Source organism: Colwellia sp. RE-S-Sl-9 (assembly GCF_048296855.1).
Taxonomy (GTDB): domain Bacteria; phylum Pseudomonadota; class Gammaproteobacteria; order Enterobacterales; family Alteromonadaceae; genus Pseudocolwellia.
In genome coordinates, this window is record NZ_CP182631.1 from 2,410,436 (window position 1) to 2,425,523 (window position 15,088).

At 38.1% G+C, this 15,088-nt stretch carries 12 protein-coding genes and 1 pseudogene; 4 read left to right on the top strand and 9 right to left on the bottom strand.

Annotation, left to right across the window (positions count from 1 at the left end; genetic code table 11):
* Nucleotides 1–39: 39 nt before the first annotated feature.
* The 3 genes from ACM9HF_RS10330 to ACM9HF_RS10340 form a co-directional block, all read right to left on the bottom strand.
* Complete coding sequence (locus tag ACM9HF_RS10330; protein ID WP_473607353.1) at nucleotides 40–1,332, bottom strand: TolC family protein; 1,293 nt, start codon at nucleotides 1,330–1,332, stop codon at nucleotides 40–42.
* A 437-nt stretch (nucleotides 1,333–1,769) separates the two neighbouring features.
* Nucleotides 1,770–2,417 (bottom strand): class I SAM-dependent methyltransferase, encoded by a 648-nt coding sequence (locus tag ACM9HF_RS10335; protein ID WP_138522019.1) that lies wholly within the window; start codon nucleotides 2,415–2,417, stop codon nucleotides 1,770–1,772.
* 61 nt (nucleotides 2,418–2,478) lie between these two features.
* On the bottom strand, nucleotides 2,479–3,381 hold the full coding sequence (locus ACM9HF_RS10340; RefSeq protein ID WP_138482548.1) for a cation efflux transmembrane domain-containing protein: 903 nt from the start codon (nucleotides 3,379–3,381) through the stop codon (nucleotides 2,479–2,481).
* A gap of 178 nt (nucleotides 3,382–3,559) precedes the next feature.
* Between ACM9HF_RS10340 and ACM9HF_RS10345 the strand changes: the two genes are divergently transcribed.
* From ACM9HF_RS10345 to ACM9HF_RS10360, 4 genes are all read left to right on the top strand, one after another.
* Nucleotides 3,560–3,913, top strand: coding sequence for a hypothetical protein (locus tag ACM9HF_RS10345; protein ID WP_193332377.1), 354 nt, complete (start codon nucleotides 3,560–3,562; stop codon nucleotides 3,911–3,913).
* Between the two features lie 82 nt (nucleotides 3,914–3,995).
* Nucleotides 3,996–5,213 carry a TolC family protein gene (locus tag ACM9HF_RS10350; protein WP_473607364.1) on the top strand — a complete coding sequence of 406 codons (1,218 nt, stop codon included), beginning with the start codon at nucleotides 3,996–3,998 and terminating at the stop codon, nucleotides 5,211–5,213.
* A 54-nt stretch (nucleotides 5,214–5,267) separates the two neighbouring features.
* Nucleotides 5,268–6,551 carry an efflux RND transporter periplasmic adaptor subunit gene (locus ACM9HF_RS10355; protein ID WP_184424877.1) on the top strand — a complete coding sequence of 428 codons (1,284 nt, stop codon included), beginning with the start codon at nucleotides 5,268–5,270 and terminating at the stop codon, nucleotides 6,549–6,551.
* Between the two features lie 11 nt (nucleotides 6,552–6,562).
* Complete coding sequence (locus ACM9HF_RS10360) at nucleotides 6,563–9,763, top strand: efflux RND transporter permease subunit (protein WP_473607372.1); 3,201 nt, start codon at nucleotides 6,563–6,565, stop codon at nucleotides 9,761–9,763.
* A gap of 157 nt (nucleotides 9,764–9,920) precedes the next feature.
* Here the strand turns inward: ACM9HF_RS10360 and ACM9HF_RS10365 are convergent, their stop codons facing one another.
* The 6 genes and pseudogenes from ACM9HF_RS10365 to ACM9HF_RS10390 form a co-directional block, all read right to left on the bottom strand.
* The gene (locus tag ACM9HF_RS10365; RefSeq protein ID WP_064435649.1) at nucleotides 9,921–10,268 is read right to left on the bottom strand and encodes a hypothetical protein; all 348 of its coding nucleotides are present in this window, start codon (nucleotides 10,266–10,268) and stop codon (nucleotides 9,921–9,923) included.
* Between the two features lie 13 nt (nucleotides 10,269–10,281).
* Nucleotides 10,282–10,599, bottom strand: coding sequence for a hypothetical protein (locus ACM9HF_RS10370; RefSeq protein WP_064435648.1), 318 nt, complete (start codon nucleotides 10,597–10,599; stop codon nucleotides 10,282–10,284).
* A complete protein-coding gene (locus ACM9HF_RS10375) occupies nucleotides 10,596–11,633 on the bottom strand; it encodes a hypothetical protein (RefSeq protein ID WP_473607381.1) in 1,038 nt (345 codons plus the stop codon). The genes ACM9HF_RS10370 and ACM9HF_RS10375 overlap by 4 nt, the downstream gene beginning before the upstream one ends.
* Nucleotides 11,634–11,841: 208 nt before the next feature.
* Nucleotides 11,842–12,204 (bottom strand): hypothetical protein, encoded by a 363-nt coding sequence (locus ACM9HF_RS10380; RefSeq protein WP_193332372.1) that lies wholly within the window; start codon nucleotides 12,202–12,204, stop codon nucleotides 11,842–11,844.
* A 194-nt stretch (nucleotides 12,205–12,398) separates the two neighbouring features.
* On the bottom strand, nucleotides 12,399–13,781 hold the full coding sequence (locus ACM9HF_RS10385; RefSeq protein WP_193332371.1) for a PhoH family protein: 1,383 nt from the start codon (nucleotides 13,779–13,781) through the stop codon (nucleotides 12,399–12,401).
* A 258-nt stretch (nucleotides 13,782–14,039) separates the two neighbouring features.
* A pseudogene (locus ACM9HF_RS10390) lies at nucleotides 14,040–14,885 on the bottom strand (PIN domain-containing protein); the annotation flags it as partial.
* Nucleotides 14,886–15,088 lie beyond the last annotated feature (203 nt).

Genomic DNA, 15,088 nt, shown 5'->3' on the forward strand with positions numbered 1-15,088 from the left:
TAATTCGATTATCGGTCGAATTAAAAATCAATTTTTAAATTAAAGTGATAACGCTTCATTCGTTAATTTTTCAATCTCGGCCCCGTAAAACAAAGCAGCTGAAGCAGCATCAATCAGCGTGCGACGAGCGTTTAGTAGTTCTTGTCTAGCTGATACATAGTCAAGATAGCCATTACGACCTTTTTGATAAGCAATTTGGGTATCATCTAGTGCCTGATCTAACATTGGAATTACCGACTGTCTTAGTGCATTTGTCGTCAAAATAGCTTGCTGCCTATTCGAGTATGCTCGCAGCAAATGATTTCTAAGCTTTAATTTCGTTACATCTTTTTCAATGGCAACTTGATCACGCTCAGCTAAGGCACTCGCGATTGCTCCTGAGTTTCGCTTGTCAGCAAATAACGGTAGGCTAAAGCCTGCGACTAAGGCAGTATCATTACTTTCTTGAGAGCGTCTAACCCCTACAGACCACTGAATATTGGCAGTTGACTCAGTTCTGGCTAAACGCAACTCAGCTTCCTTAAGTCGCTCCTCATTGGCGTAAATTTGAATGGCAGGATTTGTTTCTAACTTTGCAAAAAGCGTCTCAAAATCACTATCATTTCCAAATTGAAATAAATCACCTGTTACCTTCGAGAAGTTCAGCGTTGATTCTCCCCAAAAAGCGGCTAAAGACAGCCTTAAATATTCTAGGCGTTTCTTTTCTGATTGAGAGGTTAGCTTAGCTTGGGCAATCGCTGCCCTCGCTCGCTTTACCTCAGCATTAGGGGTTGCTCCTGCACGATTACGTTCATCAACAATATTGAATGCTTCTTGAGCTAGGCTTAACGCATTATCGGCTAATAAGACTCTTTCTTGTGAGGCGAGCACTTCGATAAATTGTTGAGTAACTTGAGCTATCAAATTTAACGCCTCAACTTCCGTTTTAGCATTCAACAGCTTTTTAGAATTAGAAATAAGTCCAATTCTTGCAGAACGCTTATCTCCCATTTCAATCACGGAAGAAAGAGCAATCGTTAATTCAGCACTATCAAATTTATTGAAATCACCTGAACCTACAAAGTTCTCAGCTTCTACTTCAAGCTCAAATGCCGGATTTAAGCTTGCTGTTTGTTCTTGTCCAATTAAAGCTTGTTGCTTGAAATCAAATATTTTTAACTCTGGATTTTGCTTGAGTGTCCAACGTATTGCCTCTTGTAGATTAAGCTCCTTTTCAAAAGCGTTAACATTAAATGTTAAAAGCGAAATCATTAAGCACGCAAAATATTTATACCGAGGTGTTATACACCTCACCTTAGCTACCTTTCGGTGCGGTGATACATTAAGTCTCATGTATACTTTCCTATTAATTTTATTCTATAAAACTGTGGGAGTAGAAGATGGCTCTACCTAATTCTTGGGGGAATCTAAGCTAGTTTTGGTGGTCGAAATGGCAAGGATATATAACCTTTTTGCTCGCTAGAAACTATGGTCTCAGCAAAAGGAAAATCAATCACTTGGTTAGGCTCGGAAGGCACATCTGTATATATGAATAATTGGCAACAACAAAAATTGCACTCATCTACTAACGAGCTGCTATTCTGGAGCTGAGTAAGCTCCGTAGCTTCTGTTGATTGCTCTAAAACATAAGAAGAATTTATTGGCGAAAAAAAGAAAGATCATCAAAATCATTCGGCGAACAAATCACAGAATGTGCTGCAATTAATAACAGCATCACATATGTTAAATATGTTGTGTAACTAGGTAAGCGTAGAAAGGTCATTTCAGGTCTAACATGCTTTAATCAATCTAACTGTCCCTAATACAGTAGGGATAGCATCTTGTTCATAAACGTTGACAAACCCCGCTTCTACTATCAATGACGGGAGGTATCCATCAACATTATCTTTTGTCGTTTTAAAACCATCTAAACATTGAACTATTAAGAATAATGCTCGTTGTAAAATGGAGGTCGGCTTGCCCCAATCAGCAATGTACAATACCCCGCTCGGTTTGAGCGCTCTACGAATTTCTTTTAGTGTTGCTATTTTATCTAAACGAGTAAGGTGGTGAAAAAACAAACTCGAAACAGCTATATCATAAGAGTTTTCACCAAAAGGCATATCTTGACCAAAACCTTGTATCAGCGAAATATTAAGTACTTTCTCACTGAGTTTTTTTCGAAGAATATCTAATGCTGTTTGGTCAGCATCCAAGCCTGTCACCTTAAAATGAGGAAAATTTTCAGCAATTGTTTTCGTTAATGTTCCTGTACCACAGCCCACATCTAGCAGTTCATTTCCTTTGGTTTGAGCTATTTTCTTCACAATTAAACTTTTAAAAAATTTTTCTCGTGTAGTAATTGCAACGATTCTGTCATAGTAACGAGTCAACCAGTGAAAACGTAACGGAGGTATATAAGGTGTATTTTTTTTCATTGTAAATTTCCCTGTCTTGATACTGAATACGTTGCTTTCAAACAGTCATGAATAATGGCTATTAGTACTTTAACTGTAGAATTCGGCGTGCGCCGTTCAATACAACAAGGGAAATTATTAACCCGATAACTAAGTCTGGATAACGGCTATCTGTCAGCGTCACGAGAAGGCCAGCTAAGATAACACCAACATTTGCAATAACGTCGTTGGCTGAAAATATCCAACTCGCTTTCATATGAGCACCATCTTCTTTATTTCTATAAATTAAAAACAAACAAGCTACGTTAGCAATTAGTGCAACCCCACCAAATATCATCATCAACGATGAAATCGGTTCACTCCCATAAATAAAACGTCGAATTACCTCACTTAAAGCTCCAAGCGCTAAAATAACCTGCAATAATCCAGATATATGTGCTGCCCTTAATTTCAGGCTAACTGTCTTACCAACAGCATATATAGCTAGTCCATACACAGCAGCATCCGCAAACATATCCAAAGAATCCGCAATGAGTCCGGCAGATTGAGCAATAACTCCGGCGACCACTTCAACAAAAAACATAACTCCGTTAATCAATAACAGCCATCTAAGTGCTGACATTTCACTTGCTTTGTTTGATTGATCTAACTTTCTCGCTCTTGCAGCTTCTTTACTGCAACTTTCACTTGTTGATTCTAGTGAAGCACCTAAATTGAGAGATTGCAGTTTGTTAGTAATCTCATCCAAATTGTCATCATGGAAAACTTTAACTAACCGACTGGGGATATCAAACTGCAACCCAATAGTTGTGCTAATTCCTTCTATAGCCAGTCGAATTAAACGCTCCTCAGAAGGACAATCCATTTGGGAAACCTTAAAAGTACTGACAAACTTTCCGCCAAAATCATCTGAATCGATGTGGTTATTATTCAGGTCATTGCTAGCTGGAGAGGACTGACATTGCCCAGAGCATTTTTCTGACATAAAATCTTTCCATTAAATATTTTGCACTAGTGTAAACTCTATACCAACTATAGAGTCAAGAATCTTTATCTAACAATAGATTTATAAAAAGTAATTGTTTGAACTTGACTGAAATCACTAGCTCCACAGAAAACTATATGCTAACGTTTATATGTTATATTCCCATTAGGTAGTCACTTTGAACTTGGCTGTTGCGCTTAAATTACTGTTAATAGTTTCGATTGTGTTGCAATCGATAACTGCTGTCGCGTCTGCAACTTCACAAAGCCACCAAATAGATATTGAACACATACAAACCCAACATGATCACCAAAGTGATTTTAAAATTTTTGACGACAATTCAGATGAAAAAGCAGGCCACGACATCAAAGATTGTCATCATTGTGGTCATTGTAGCGGCAGCCACTTATCTTGGATATTAATTAGCAATTCAAATAGTGCAACAAAGTTATATAACAACAACCTAATACCTTATCAATTCGATCAAACAAAAGAATTTTTAGACGCTATATTACGCCCTCCTATTTCTTAAATTTCTAAATTTATATCCGTCCATTTATCGATTAAAAATCGGTAAATGAGAGATGATTAATACTTAAAATTTAAGAAGTCTTATGTATAAATATATAAAAAATACAGGCACTTGCCTGTCATTCTGCCTGCTTGTAAGTATTTCATATGCCGCTTACAGCAAGCAAAAAAGTGAGTCGTGGTTAGACACACAAATAAATAAAGATCCCGAAATAATTGAAGCAAGAGAGTTGTTAATCGCAAGCAATCATCATGCAAAAAGCTTAACTCAGGCAATATATAACCCTGAGCTTGACGCAAGTTTTGAGAAAGAAGGTGATTTTAATAACTATTCAATCGGTTTGAGTCAGACCATTGATTTTTGGGATAAACGCTCTGCCAATACGTCAATTGGCGAGATAACTCTTTATGCCAGCCAGCAGCACTTATTGAATTTAATCGATTCAAAAAAGGCCGATGCGTTAATTGCTTTGACAAATTGGCAATCAGCGAAAGATACTGCACAGCTATCTACGGAGAGAGAAAGTCAACTGCAAACCTTACTTAGTATTGTGGAAGACAAACAAAAGGCGGGAATACTTGAGCCTCTAGATGCTGAGCTGGTTTACTTAAACTTGTCTCAAGTTTTTAGTGAAATAGCTGAATATCAAATAGAGCTAAAAAATGCTGAGGTTAAAGTTAAAGAGCTGCTGCCTGATTGGACACCAGAGTTAGCCAGTAAAATCTCTATTGATTTCGATGTTGAAAACTATTCATACAAAGCTGAATGGATTGAACAACACCCCCAAGTACAATTGGCTAAAGCAAAATGGAAAGAGCAACAAGCTAAAGCACAACTAACAACCATAGAGAATAAAGCTAATCCCACCATAGGGGTTAGCGCAGGAAAAAATAGTGACGATAATATCGTTGGCTTAACATTCTCTATGCCTTTGAATATCAGAAATAACTATTCCGATGCTACTAAAGCGGCATATTCAGAAGCCGTTGCTGCGGAAGCTTATTTCCAATCCATTTATCGAAAACGCTCTTTTGAAGCTCAGGCCAACTATGAATCCCTCATGATCAGTAAAAAATACTATCAGCGATGGCAAAACCTTATGCAAAACCGAATTGATAATAGCGCGAGGTTGCTAAACGCTCGTTGGGAGGCTGGAGACATCAATACTTCAGACTATCTAATAGCGTTGAGCCAAAGAGCTAATGGATTGCACTCAGGCATTCAACTAGAAAAACAATTTAGACTCTCTGAAATAGCCTTCATTTGGAGCATGGGTCAATTATCTAAGTTCAAGATTTAATTAGTTAAAACGGCAATTAGAAATCTTAAACTTTAAAAGAATATAGGTAAAAAAATGAATACATTATTTAGCAAAAAAATATTAGCAATACTAATTAGTGGACTTTTTTTAGGTGGGACATTAAGCGGTGAAGTGTATGCTCTACAAGTAAATACAATTGACCCTGTAACAGCAAAACCCAAAGAACATAAACACTCGGAAAGTGAAGAAAATCATGTAGAAGAAGGCCATCAGGAAAATGAAGGCAACCATTCTGAAAAAGACACAGAACATGACGAACATGGTCACGACCAAGAGAGCAAAAATAAAGAAACTGAAGAGGAACATGAAGAAGGTATTACTCTAAGCCCTCAAAAAATGTCACTAGCCAATATTAAAGTTCAAAGCATAAGACCTGATTATCAATTCAGTACAATCTATGCGCCCGGAGAGGTCAAAGTAGATGGTTATAGCAGCTATGTCGTTTCTCCCCGTACCGAGTCAGTGATAATAAGCAGACATACTGCACTCGGTGAACACGTAGAAAAAGGACAAAAGCTGGTCACCCTATTTAGTGAAGCAATGGCTCAAGCTCAAGCTGACTACTTGATTGCGTCAACTGAATGGCAGCGAGTAAAGAAATTAGGCAACAAAACAGTAAGTGAAAGTCGTTTACTTCAGGCTCAAACCACATTTAACGCCACATACGGAAAACTTATCGCACTAGGGTTAACTGAAAAAGCGATAAAAGACATATCAAATAAAGACATAACTTCGTTTGGCCAATATTCGCTAGTAGCTCAGCGAGAAGGAGTAGTTTTACAAGATGACTTCACCCAAGGCCAACGAGTCGATGCGGGTGATACTATCATGCTTTTGGCAGATGAAAATAAGCTGTGGGTGGAAGCTAAAGTATCACCCAACAAAAAGCTCAATCTATCAATCAACTCTCCGGCAATAGTTAAATTAGAAGGAGAGGATTATAAGGCAAAAGTTATTCAGGAAGCCCACACGATTGATCCCATCACTAGAACTCGAATCATTCGCCTAAGTGTTAATAATGCAGATGACAATCTCCATTCAGGCATGTTTGTTAAAGTATATTTTCAATTTGCCACTGAACAAAAAGTTATGGCCGTTCCAGAAGAAGCGCTAATTAGAAGTGCGGACGGAGATTGGACCGTATTTGTTGAGGATCATCCCGGTGAATTCAAAGCGACAGAGGTTGAGTTAGGTCGTTCTCTAGGTAATTTCAGAGAAATATTTGGTTTAGAAAGTGGTACTCGTGTGGTCACTCAAGGAGCGTTTTTTGTTGCTTCTGAAATAGCTAAAGGCGGATTTGATCCGCATAACCATTAAGGAGAGCCGCTATGTTTAATAAAATTATAGATTGGTCTGTAAACAACCGACTCCTTATTTTGATTGCCTTATTTGCCACTATTGTTGGCGCAATAATGGTGATCCCAAAACTGAACTTGGATGCTTTCCCTGATGTGACTAATGTTCAAGTCGCGGTTAATACAGAAGCGCCGGGGCTTGCCGCAGAAGAAGTAGAACAACTCATCACTTATCCGATTGAAGCGGTCATGTATGCGTTACCTGATGTTGAACAAGTACGTTCAATTTCCAAAACGGGGCTGTCTGGCGTTACTGTCGTTTTTAAAGAAGGGACTGATATCTATTTTGCACGGCAGCTCGTCTTTGAACGGCTTCAAGCTGCAAAAGAGTTGATACCTGACGGTGTAGGTACGCCTGAAATGGGACCAAATACGTCAGGGTTAGGTCAAGTATTTCAATACTTGCTCGTGTCAGATAAAGACGCAGGATATGACTCAATGGCACTCAGAAGCCTCAATGATTGGATAATCAAATTGCTAATTATGCCAGTTGATGGTGTCACAGATGTCTTATCTTTCGGAGGTAATGTTAGGCAATATCAAGTGAACATAGCTCCCTCTAAGCTCCTTGCATATGGATTGTCGCAAGAAGATATCGTTAATGCACTTGATAGTAACAATGCCAACGTTGGCGGTTGGTATATGAACCGAGGACAAGAGCAGCTTGTTATTCGAGGAACGGGTTGGTTCGAAAGTGGTGAAGCAGGCATTAGCAACATTAAGCAAGTACCTGTAAAAACCGTAGATGGTACTGTTGTGACGGTTTCTGATGTCGCCAAAGTTGAACTAGGTAGTGAAATTCGACAAGGTGCGGTCACTATGACCCGTAAAACGTCCGAAGGAAAAGTTGAAAACCTAGGTGAAGTTGTATCAGGCATTGTACTCAAGCGTATGGGTTCCAATACAAAAGCAACCATTGATGGTATTAATGCACGAATTCCACTAATCAATCAGGCATTACCTAAAGGTGTTCGATTCGAACCCTTCTATGATCAAGCTGATTTAATCGAACAAGCTGTCAGTACTGTAGTCAATGCACTAGCACTTGCCTTTATCTTTATTTGTATCGTGCTTGCCCTGTTCTTAATGAATTTAAGAGCAACGTTTCTTGTTCTTATTTCCATTCCAATATCGGTAGGTATTGCATTAATGATCATGGCTTGGTGGGGAATTTCTGCCAATCTTATGTCACTAGGTGGCATTGCCGTAGCTATTGGTATGCTTGTGGACGGCTCAGTGGTCATGGTTGAAAATATGTTTAAACATTTAAACCACCCTGATTCAACACACCAACAAAGTGTAGAAGCACGTGTTCCTAGTGATGATACTGATCCCTTTGCAATAGAAAAAGATGATCATGGTATCGAGTTGCGGCTAAAACAAGCAGGCAAAGAAGTGGCTCGCCCAGTATTTTTTGCTGCTTCTGTCATTTTAGTCGTGTTCTTGCCTTTGTTTAGCTTTGAAGGCGTCGAAGCAAAATTATTCCAGCCAATGGCAATTAGTATTATTTTAGCCATCATTTCAGCTATTGTTGTTGCCTTGTTTATCGTACCAGCACTCGCCACTTTCATGTTCAAAAAAGGCATAAAAGAAAGAGAAAGCTTTGTCGTTAAACCTTTAGATAAGCTATATAAAAAGGGGCTTAAGTTTGCACTTAAACGTACCAAGTTAATTGTTGTTACCTCGCTAATTATGGTTGTTTCGGCTTTTTCAATTATACCTTACATAGGTACTGAATTCGTTCCAGAGCTAGAAGAAGGAACAATTAACTTAAGAGCAACTCTTGCTCCTTCTTCTAGTTTAGATACTGCATTGATGGTTTCACCTATATTAGAAGAAAAGTTGATGGCATTTCCTGAAGTTACTTATGCGCTAAGCCGTATCGGGCGACCTGATATTGGCGGCGATCCTGAACCAGTTAATAACATCGAGATTTATATCGGACTTAAACCTGTATCCGAGTGGACCAGTGCTTCAAACCGTTATGAACTGCAAAACAAAATGGAACAATCGCTTGAAGAGTTTCCGGGACTTTTACTGAACTTTTCTCAACCAATTGCCACCCGTGTAGATGAGTTACTATCTGGTGTAAAAGCACAACTAGCGATAAAGCTGTTTGGGCCAGACCTCAATCAATTGGCAGTTAAAGGGCAAGAAATAGAATCGGCAATTAAAGAAGTTGAAGGCGCTAGAGATGTTGCGCTTGAACAAATAGCTGGTGAAGCTCAATTAGTTGTAAAGCCAAACAGACAAGAGCTTTCACGTTTTGGCCTATCGGTCGGTGATATAATGGAAGTGATACGAGATGGTATAGGTGGAGTTGAAGCAGGACAAATCATCAACGGGAATGAGCGTTATGATATATATGTGCGTTTAGAAAAAGAATATCGTAGTAATAAAGAAGCTATTTCTGATATTCGCATTCAGTCTCCAACAGGGGCTTGGGTTCGTCTTGGTGATGTTGCAACAATCTCTTTTGCGTCAGGCCCTCCGCAAGTGAGAAGAGATGATGTGCAACGACGTGTTGTTATCCAAGCCAACGTACAGAATCGAGATATGGGCAGTGTTGTTGCCGATATCAGACAAGTAATCGCCGAGAAAGTCGATTTACCTGCTGGCTACTCTGTTGCCATTGGTGGTCAATTTGAAAGTCAACAACGAGCACAACAACGGTTAGCTATAGTGGTTCCTTTATCTTTGGCGCTAATTGCTCTTTTGCTTTACTTCGCATTTGGCTCAGTTGGTCAAGCCATGTTGATTTTAGTTAATGTCCCATTAGCTGTTATCGGCGGTGTTTTCTCCTTATATTTCTCTGGGCAATACTTGTCCGTGCCAAGCTCCGTTGGCTTCATTACACTATTTGGTGTTGCAGTGTTAAATGGTGTGGTTATGGTTGAAAGTATAAACCAGCGAATTAGAGATGGCTTAGAAGTCACTGATGCTGTTTTTGAAGGAGCAACTTCTCGTTTGAGACCTGTTCTTATGACAGCAATAACATCTGCATTAGGTTTAATACCGATGTTAATGTCAAATGGTGTAGGAGCTGAAATACAACGACCACTGGCAAGTGTTATAGTTGGTGGTTTGATAACAGCAACATTACTCACATTGTTTGTTTTGCCTGTTTTATATCGCTGGTTCTCCAAAAAGAAAATTGAGGAGTTATCCCGCTAATTCAATTTTCATCAATTGTGAAGCTTCCGAATCAAGGAATATGAATTGGAAGCTTCGCTTTATTGCTATCACTAAAAAGCTAGCTATTACGTAAAATTACTAATCTGATCGAATATTGAATTTGTTGAAGTCATTCTAGACTCCTTATTTTCGTTATTTAATGACTTTTATGTTGAGACTTAAGTTGCTCTCTCATTTCTAAAACTCGATCTGCCGAATAAGCTCCTGCTCTCATAACAACCAATTCAACAAACGAAATATCAATTAACTTGTGGTCAACATCAATCACATAGTAACTCCCATTATGTGTGGTTATTTCTAGTTTATCCTCGACAGCAGTTTTGCTAATAATCTTTGAAGTTACTATTTGCTCAAATGGCCGAAATCTGAATGTTTCATCGTCAATAACCACCCCTGATAAAAACTCGCCAATAAATGATTTTTCAAATTCTTTATAGTCATAGACTGAGACTATGTAGGCATCCTTTAAAAATGTTTTATCCATGTGTTACTCCCTACTAATAGCTAGCAGGGAGCATATCTCGCAACTCTAATAACTCATTTGGAGAATACATACACTCATGCATTAAATTGAACTCAAATACATTTACATCAAACTCTTTTGGTTCAGCATCTAAGGTATAAAAGTCAGCACCAAAAGTTCGGAACTCAAGGCCATTGATTTCGATAACTTTTGTTGTGAACAAAACTTCTCCCTTTTTACCGCAATCACTATCTTCAGCAAATGTGGCGTAAAGCACCTGTTCAACTTTTTCCTCTGTATCAGATTGAATTGAGATAAGTGTGGCGTTAGTCAGTTTGATTTTTGGTCTCATGCTTTCGCTTCCTTGTTATCCTCAATGCTAAACGGGCGAAAAAAACTTAGATATTTAACCCCATCGACTTCTAGTAAATTCTTGTCAGCATCAAAATGTGACAGAACACTAGATTGATACAACGAAATGTATTTTTCATAATCTATGGTGTTAAAAAAATTGGTATCAACGCGACGGGCATAGAAAATTAAGCTCTGCTGGTCTATACGAATAGTAAACTTTTGATCTCCATCTACGTTTTTGACCTGTAGACATAAATCGGGTTTGTGCCAATCAGATACATAGGAAGGAACCAGTGGGAAGCCATAAACCAAATAACGCATGCCCTCGATTTTGAAGGTTGTTGGACTGAACTGAGTCTTGCTTACTTTGCAGCTGTTGAATAGTTCGAGTGTCAACATCAGCCAATGTTCATGTTTCGAAAAGCTATTTCCGTCGGATATACAGCCTTCGAATTCACCATCATGGTTTACATGATTGATGTACATGTATTTTTTAATGTTATCCAAGGAAAGCTTTTCAAACGGAAACTTTGAAGCGATGAGCCTGAAATAACAACCATGAACTTTTAAATCTGCATATTGAACTATCAACGGATCATCAAAGGCATCAAAGTATGGTCGCCACTCTAAGCGGAAGTCAGCTCCTGTATTTACAATAAACTTGGAATCTTCAGGTAACCCTAATACTTGGTATATCACTGAAACTAACTCTAAAGTTTCGATATCTACCAGCATCAAGCTTTCAATTTCAGATGCCATTGAGGTGATTTCCTGATGAAGTGATTCAATGATTTCCGAATCATCGTATTCATTGATCATCAAGTATTTAAATGATTCGTGTTCTAGAATTGAATTAAGATTGTGGGTATCAAAAGCTTCATGCAGACGCTCATGCGCTTGTGTAAAGTGAGCACAGCTATAGACACCTCTACTCCAAAGTCCTTGTGCATATAAATCTGGTAACTCAAAAAGTAATGCGAAGTCTTTAGCTTGTTTATTTAACTTATTTTTTAATTGATATAGCGAGATCATTTAGTTCTCCAAACAATACTGCAAAAGAACAATGGCCTACAAACACATTGTTTATTTGACTATTTGAATCACTAATTTTTACGGATGCTCCGCTTCACTGTTCACGTTTTTCAAGTGGAAAAACATGCGTAGGCGTAGGCTGTCCGTTCAGCCTTCATCATATAATATCGCCAAAAAACAAAATGACAACTTACGTATTTGTACAATCTTAGGTAGATATTTTGAGTTTGAACTGCTCAAAGCTAAGCCCAAATAGGGATATAACCATTTCCTCATCTATATTGGAGCCGGGAAATTTTTTTTCAAAATTTCCGATGATGCTATCTAGGTGGCTAGCCAATATTTTTACTAAAAATATTTCCGAGTTTGGTGATAGAGCAGATAGTGCTATCAATGAGTTGTCAAAGGATTCAGCTTTTATTTTTACTAGTAAATCGCTGTAACTGTCACAGCCATACAGACAAATAGCAACCCCTTCTTGGGCTTGTCCAAGGGGAATTGATAACTTTTTTGACAACCTCTTTGCCTGACGCTTTATATTACTTATAAGCGCTTCTGATTCAAAAGACATACGCACACCAAAACATAACAACTAAGGTCCACAGCACCTAAGTCATTACATCTTCAATGTATGATTAATCTTTTAAACCCAGAGTAAATCCATTTCGTCCGCAAGTGTGGAAACTGGCTTCTCTGAAAAGCCACTACAATAAGCAGTGGCTATTGTCGCAATATTATAAGTAAATGTGAATTGTAGTTTGATGTCTACATGTTCTTTTCAGTGAACTCAGCTAAGCTACTACGCTCTACTTCATCAAAAATTAGAACAGACCCTTTCTCATAGTTTCTATACACATTAACAGCCGCACTTGCACCAGACGAAGCAGGTGTTACAAACTTATCATCAATCTGGGCAAGGTTACCAAGTACAATTGTACGACAATTTTTACCTCCCCTACTAAGCATCCCTTTAATTTGAGCGCGTGTCATATTTTGAGCTTCATCAATGATTAAAACAGCATCGTCTATTGAACGGCCTCGAAAGTAAGCCATACTAGTAAATTCTATATTGGCTTTTTCGATCACATGCTCAACTGTTGCATGAATATTTGTTTCATGATTATCATCTGAATGCATTGAAATTAATGCATCGGTAATGCCTGCCAGAAGAGGCATCGATTTTTCAGTTAAATCCCCCGGAAGAAATCCGGGATCGTCGTCCATGAAGTCTCTAGAGCGTACCACAACGATTTTTTTGTACTTTTTCAACTCCAATACTTGATGCAGCGCCGAAGCAACTGCCAAAAAAGTTTTTCCGGAGCCAGCAGGGCCAAGGATAATATTTAAGTCATAGTAAGGGTCTGTTAATTGGCTTAAAGCTACCGCTTGACGCTGATTTTTTGGCAATATGCCCCATACCTTTTCTTGCTTACGAGGCAATAACTTTGTGTATACCTCAGTATCAGTCACTTCTGAAATCCGGCCAATGTGTCCGGCTTCATCGTACCAATACATGTTTGGCTGAACTTCATCGTTGAACAAGCTGATTGGGAATGTATAAACCTCTCCTGAGACTTTGAAATCTTTATCTGATTCAATTCGATCAAAAAGATCACCTTCAAAGGCTTGTACGCCTGTATAAAGCAAATCTATATCTGCGATTTGATTATCAACGGATACATCTTCAGCCATAACACCAACAGTTCGAGCTTTTAATCGCATATTGATGTCGCGGCTAACGATGGTAACGTCTTTATCTAACTCTTTCTGAAGATGGAGTGCATAGTTAATTATTCTATTGTCAGCATCGCTACCTATCGTGTGCTTTAATTCTTTTGCCATGTCCAATTGAGTATCAATACCAATGAACAACTTGCCTCTTTTAGCTGTTTCAGTAGAAGGCAGTGGAATACCTGCTTCCATTTCTTCTGCACTGTGCCCATTAATTATGTCTTCAAGCATACGAATACATACACGAGCATCAGCACTTACCGATTTATTGGTTCTTTCTTTTAAATTATCTAACTCTTCTAAAACTGTTAGACAGATGTATACATCTTCACTGTAAGCGAGCAATGACTTTGGATCATGAACTAGTGCCGATGTATCTAATACTCTTGGGTTTCTGTGTTCACTTAGATTATTCATTTTAGTTCTCCTTTGAGAACGATTTTCATTAATTAGCATTTTAGATTTACCTTAGGTTTATTATTTTTGTTTGTGCCTTCTTGCAGGTTAAATCCGTTATTTATATTTATTGATTAATGGTTCTGTTCTTTAAGTCACACTTAATGACATGTTAGAGAGATTAGATCTGAGCTTGTTATAAATACTCAATTTCTTCAGTAAGAATAAGGTCTGTAGATAGGTCTGCACAAATATTGGAAAAAAGCTTGCAGTAATACCTGTTTTACCACTCCCTGCTGCGCCTGTTAAAATAACTAAATCAATGGTGGGATCTAGCAAAGCATCCATTGCCATACCTTGATAGATGTTTTTAGGATTAATTCCCCACGCTTGTTTAGCCATTAAACGTTCATAAGATAAATCAGCAATGGCGAGTCTTCCTTCATCCCAACCCGTTATTTTACCTGCAAAGTGTTGGCTATCATCTAAAATATATTCGTTCATATAGCTATTAGGTAAAACATCTCTGTTGACGTAATGAGTGGTATTTCTTCCCTCACTTTCGCTATCGCATTCATCAATATGCTGCCAAAAATCACCTTCAAACTTATGGTAACCTTTTGATAAAAATTGAATATCGTCAATAAGTTGATCTGTTCTATAATCTTCAACGTGCGCTAATCCGGCTCCTTTAGCTTTAAGTCGCATGTTGATGTCTTTTGTTACCAGTACAACTTTTTTCTTTGGATTTTCTTTCTGAATATGTAAAGCGGCATTAATAATACGATTATCATTTTCATTAAACGACAACGTACCTGCGGTTTGTTTTAAGGTGTAATCATTAAAAATAGATAAATGACCACTAGGATGTTCAGGATCATTTTCAGGTAACTTAACACCTGAAAGAACTTCTTCAGGCGATGCATCAACTAAGGAATCTTCTAGCGCTCTTATGGCAACTCGTGCATCTCTGCTCACATCTCTCTTTCGATCTTTTATGGAATCAAGTTCTTCTAATACCGTCATAGGGACAATAACGTCGTGTTCTTTGAAAGATAAAAAAGCGAGAGGTTCGTGGAGTAATATATTGGTATCTAAGATATAAATAATTTTATGTTCATTCATATAGGCATCCTTAGTTTAGGCACTAGGTATAATTTAATTGAGGAGGAAAACATAAATACGATTTCACTCAAATGCTTTGCCAAGCTATGTATCGATATTTTTTGATAAAATGATCCTCTACGTTAATGAATACTACATCGAATCATAAGAGTATCTAAGCTTTATTACGATTATATGAAGTCATGTAGAGCATACTGCTTCAT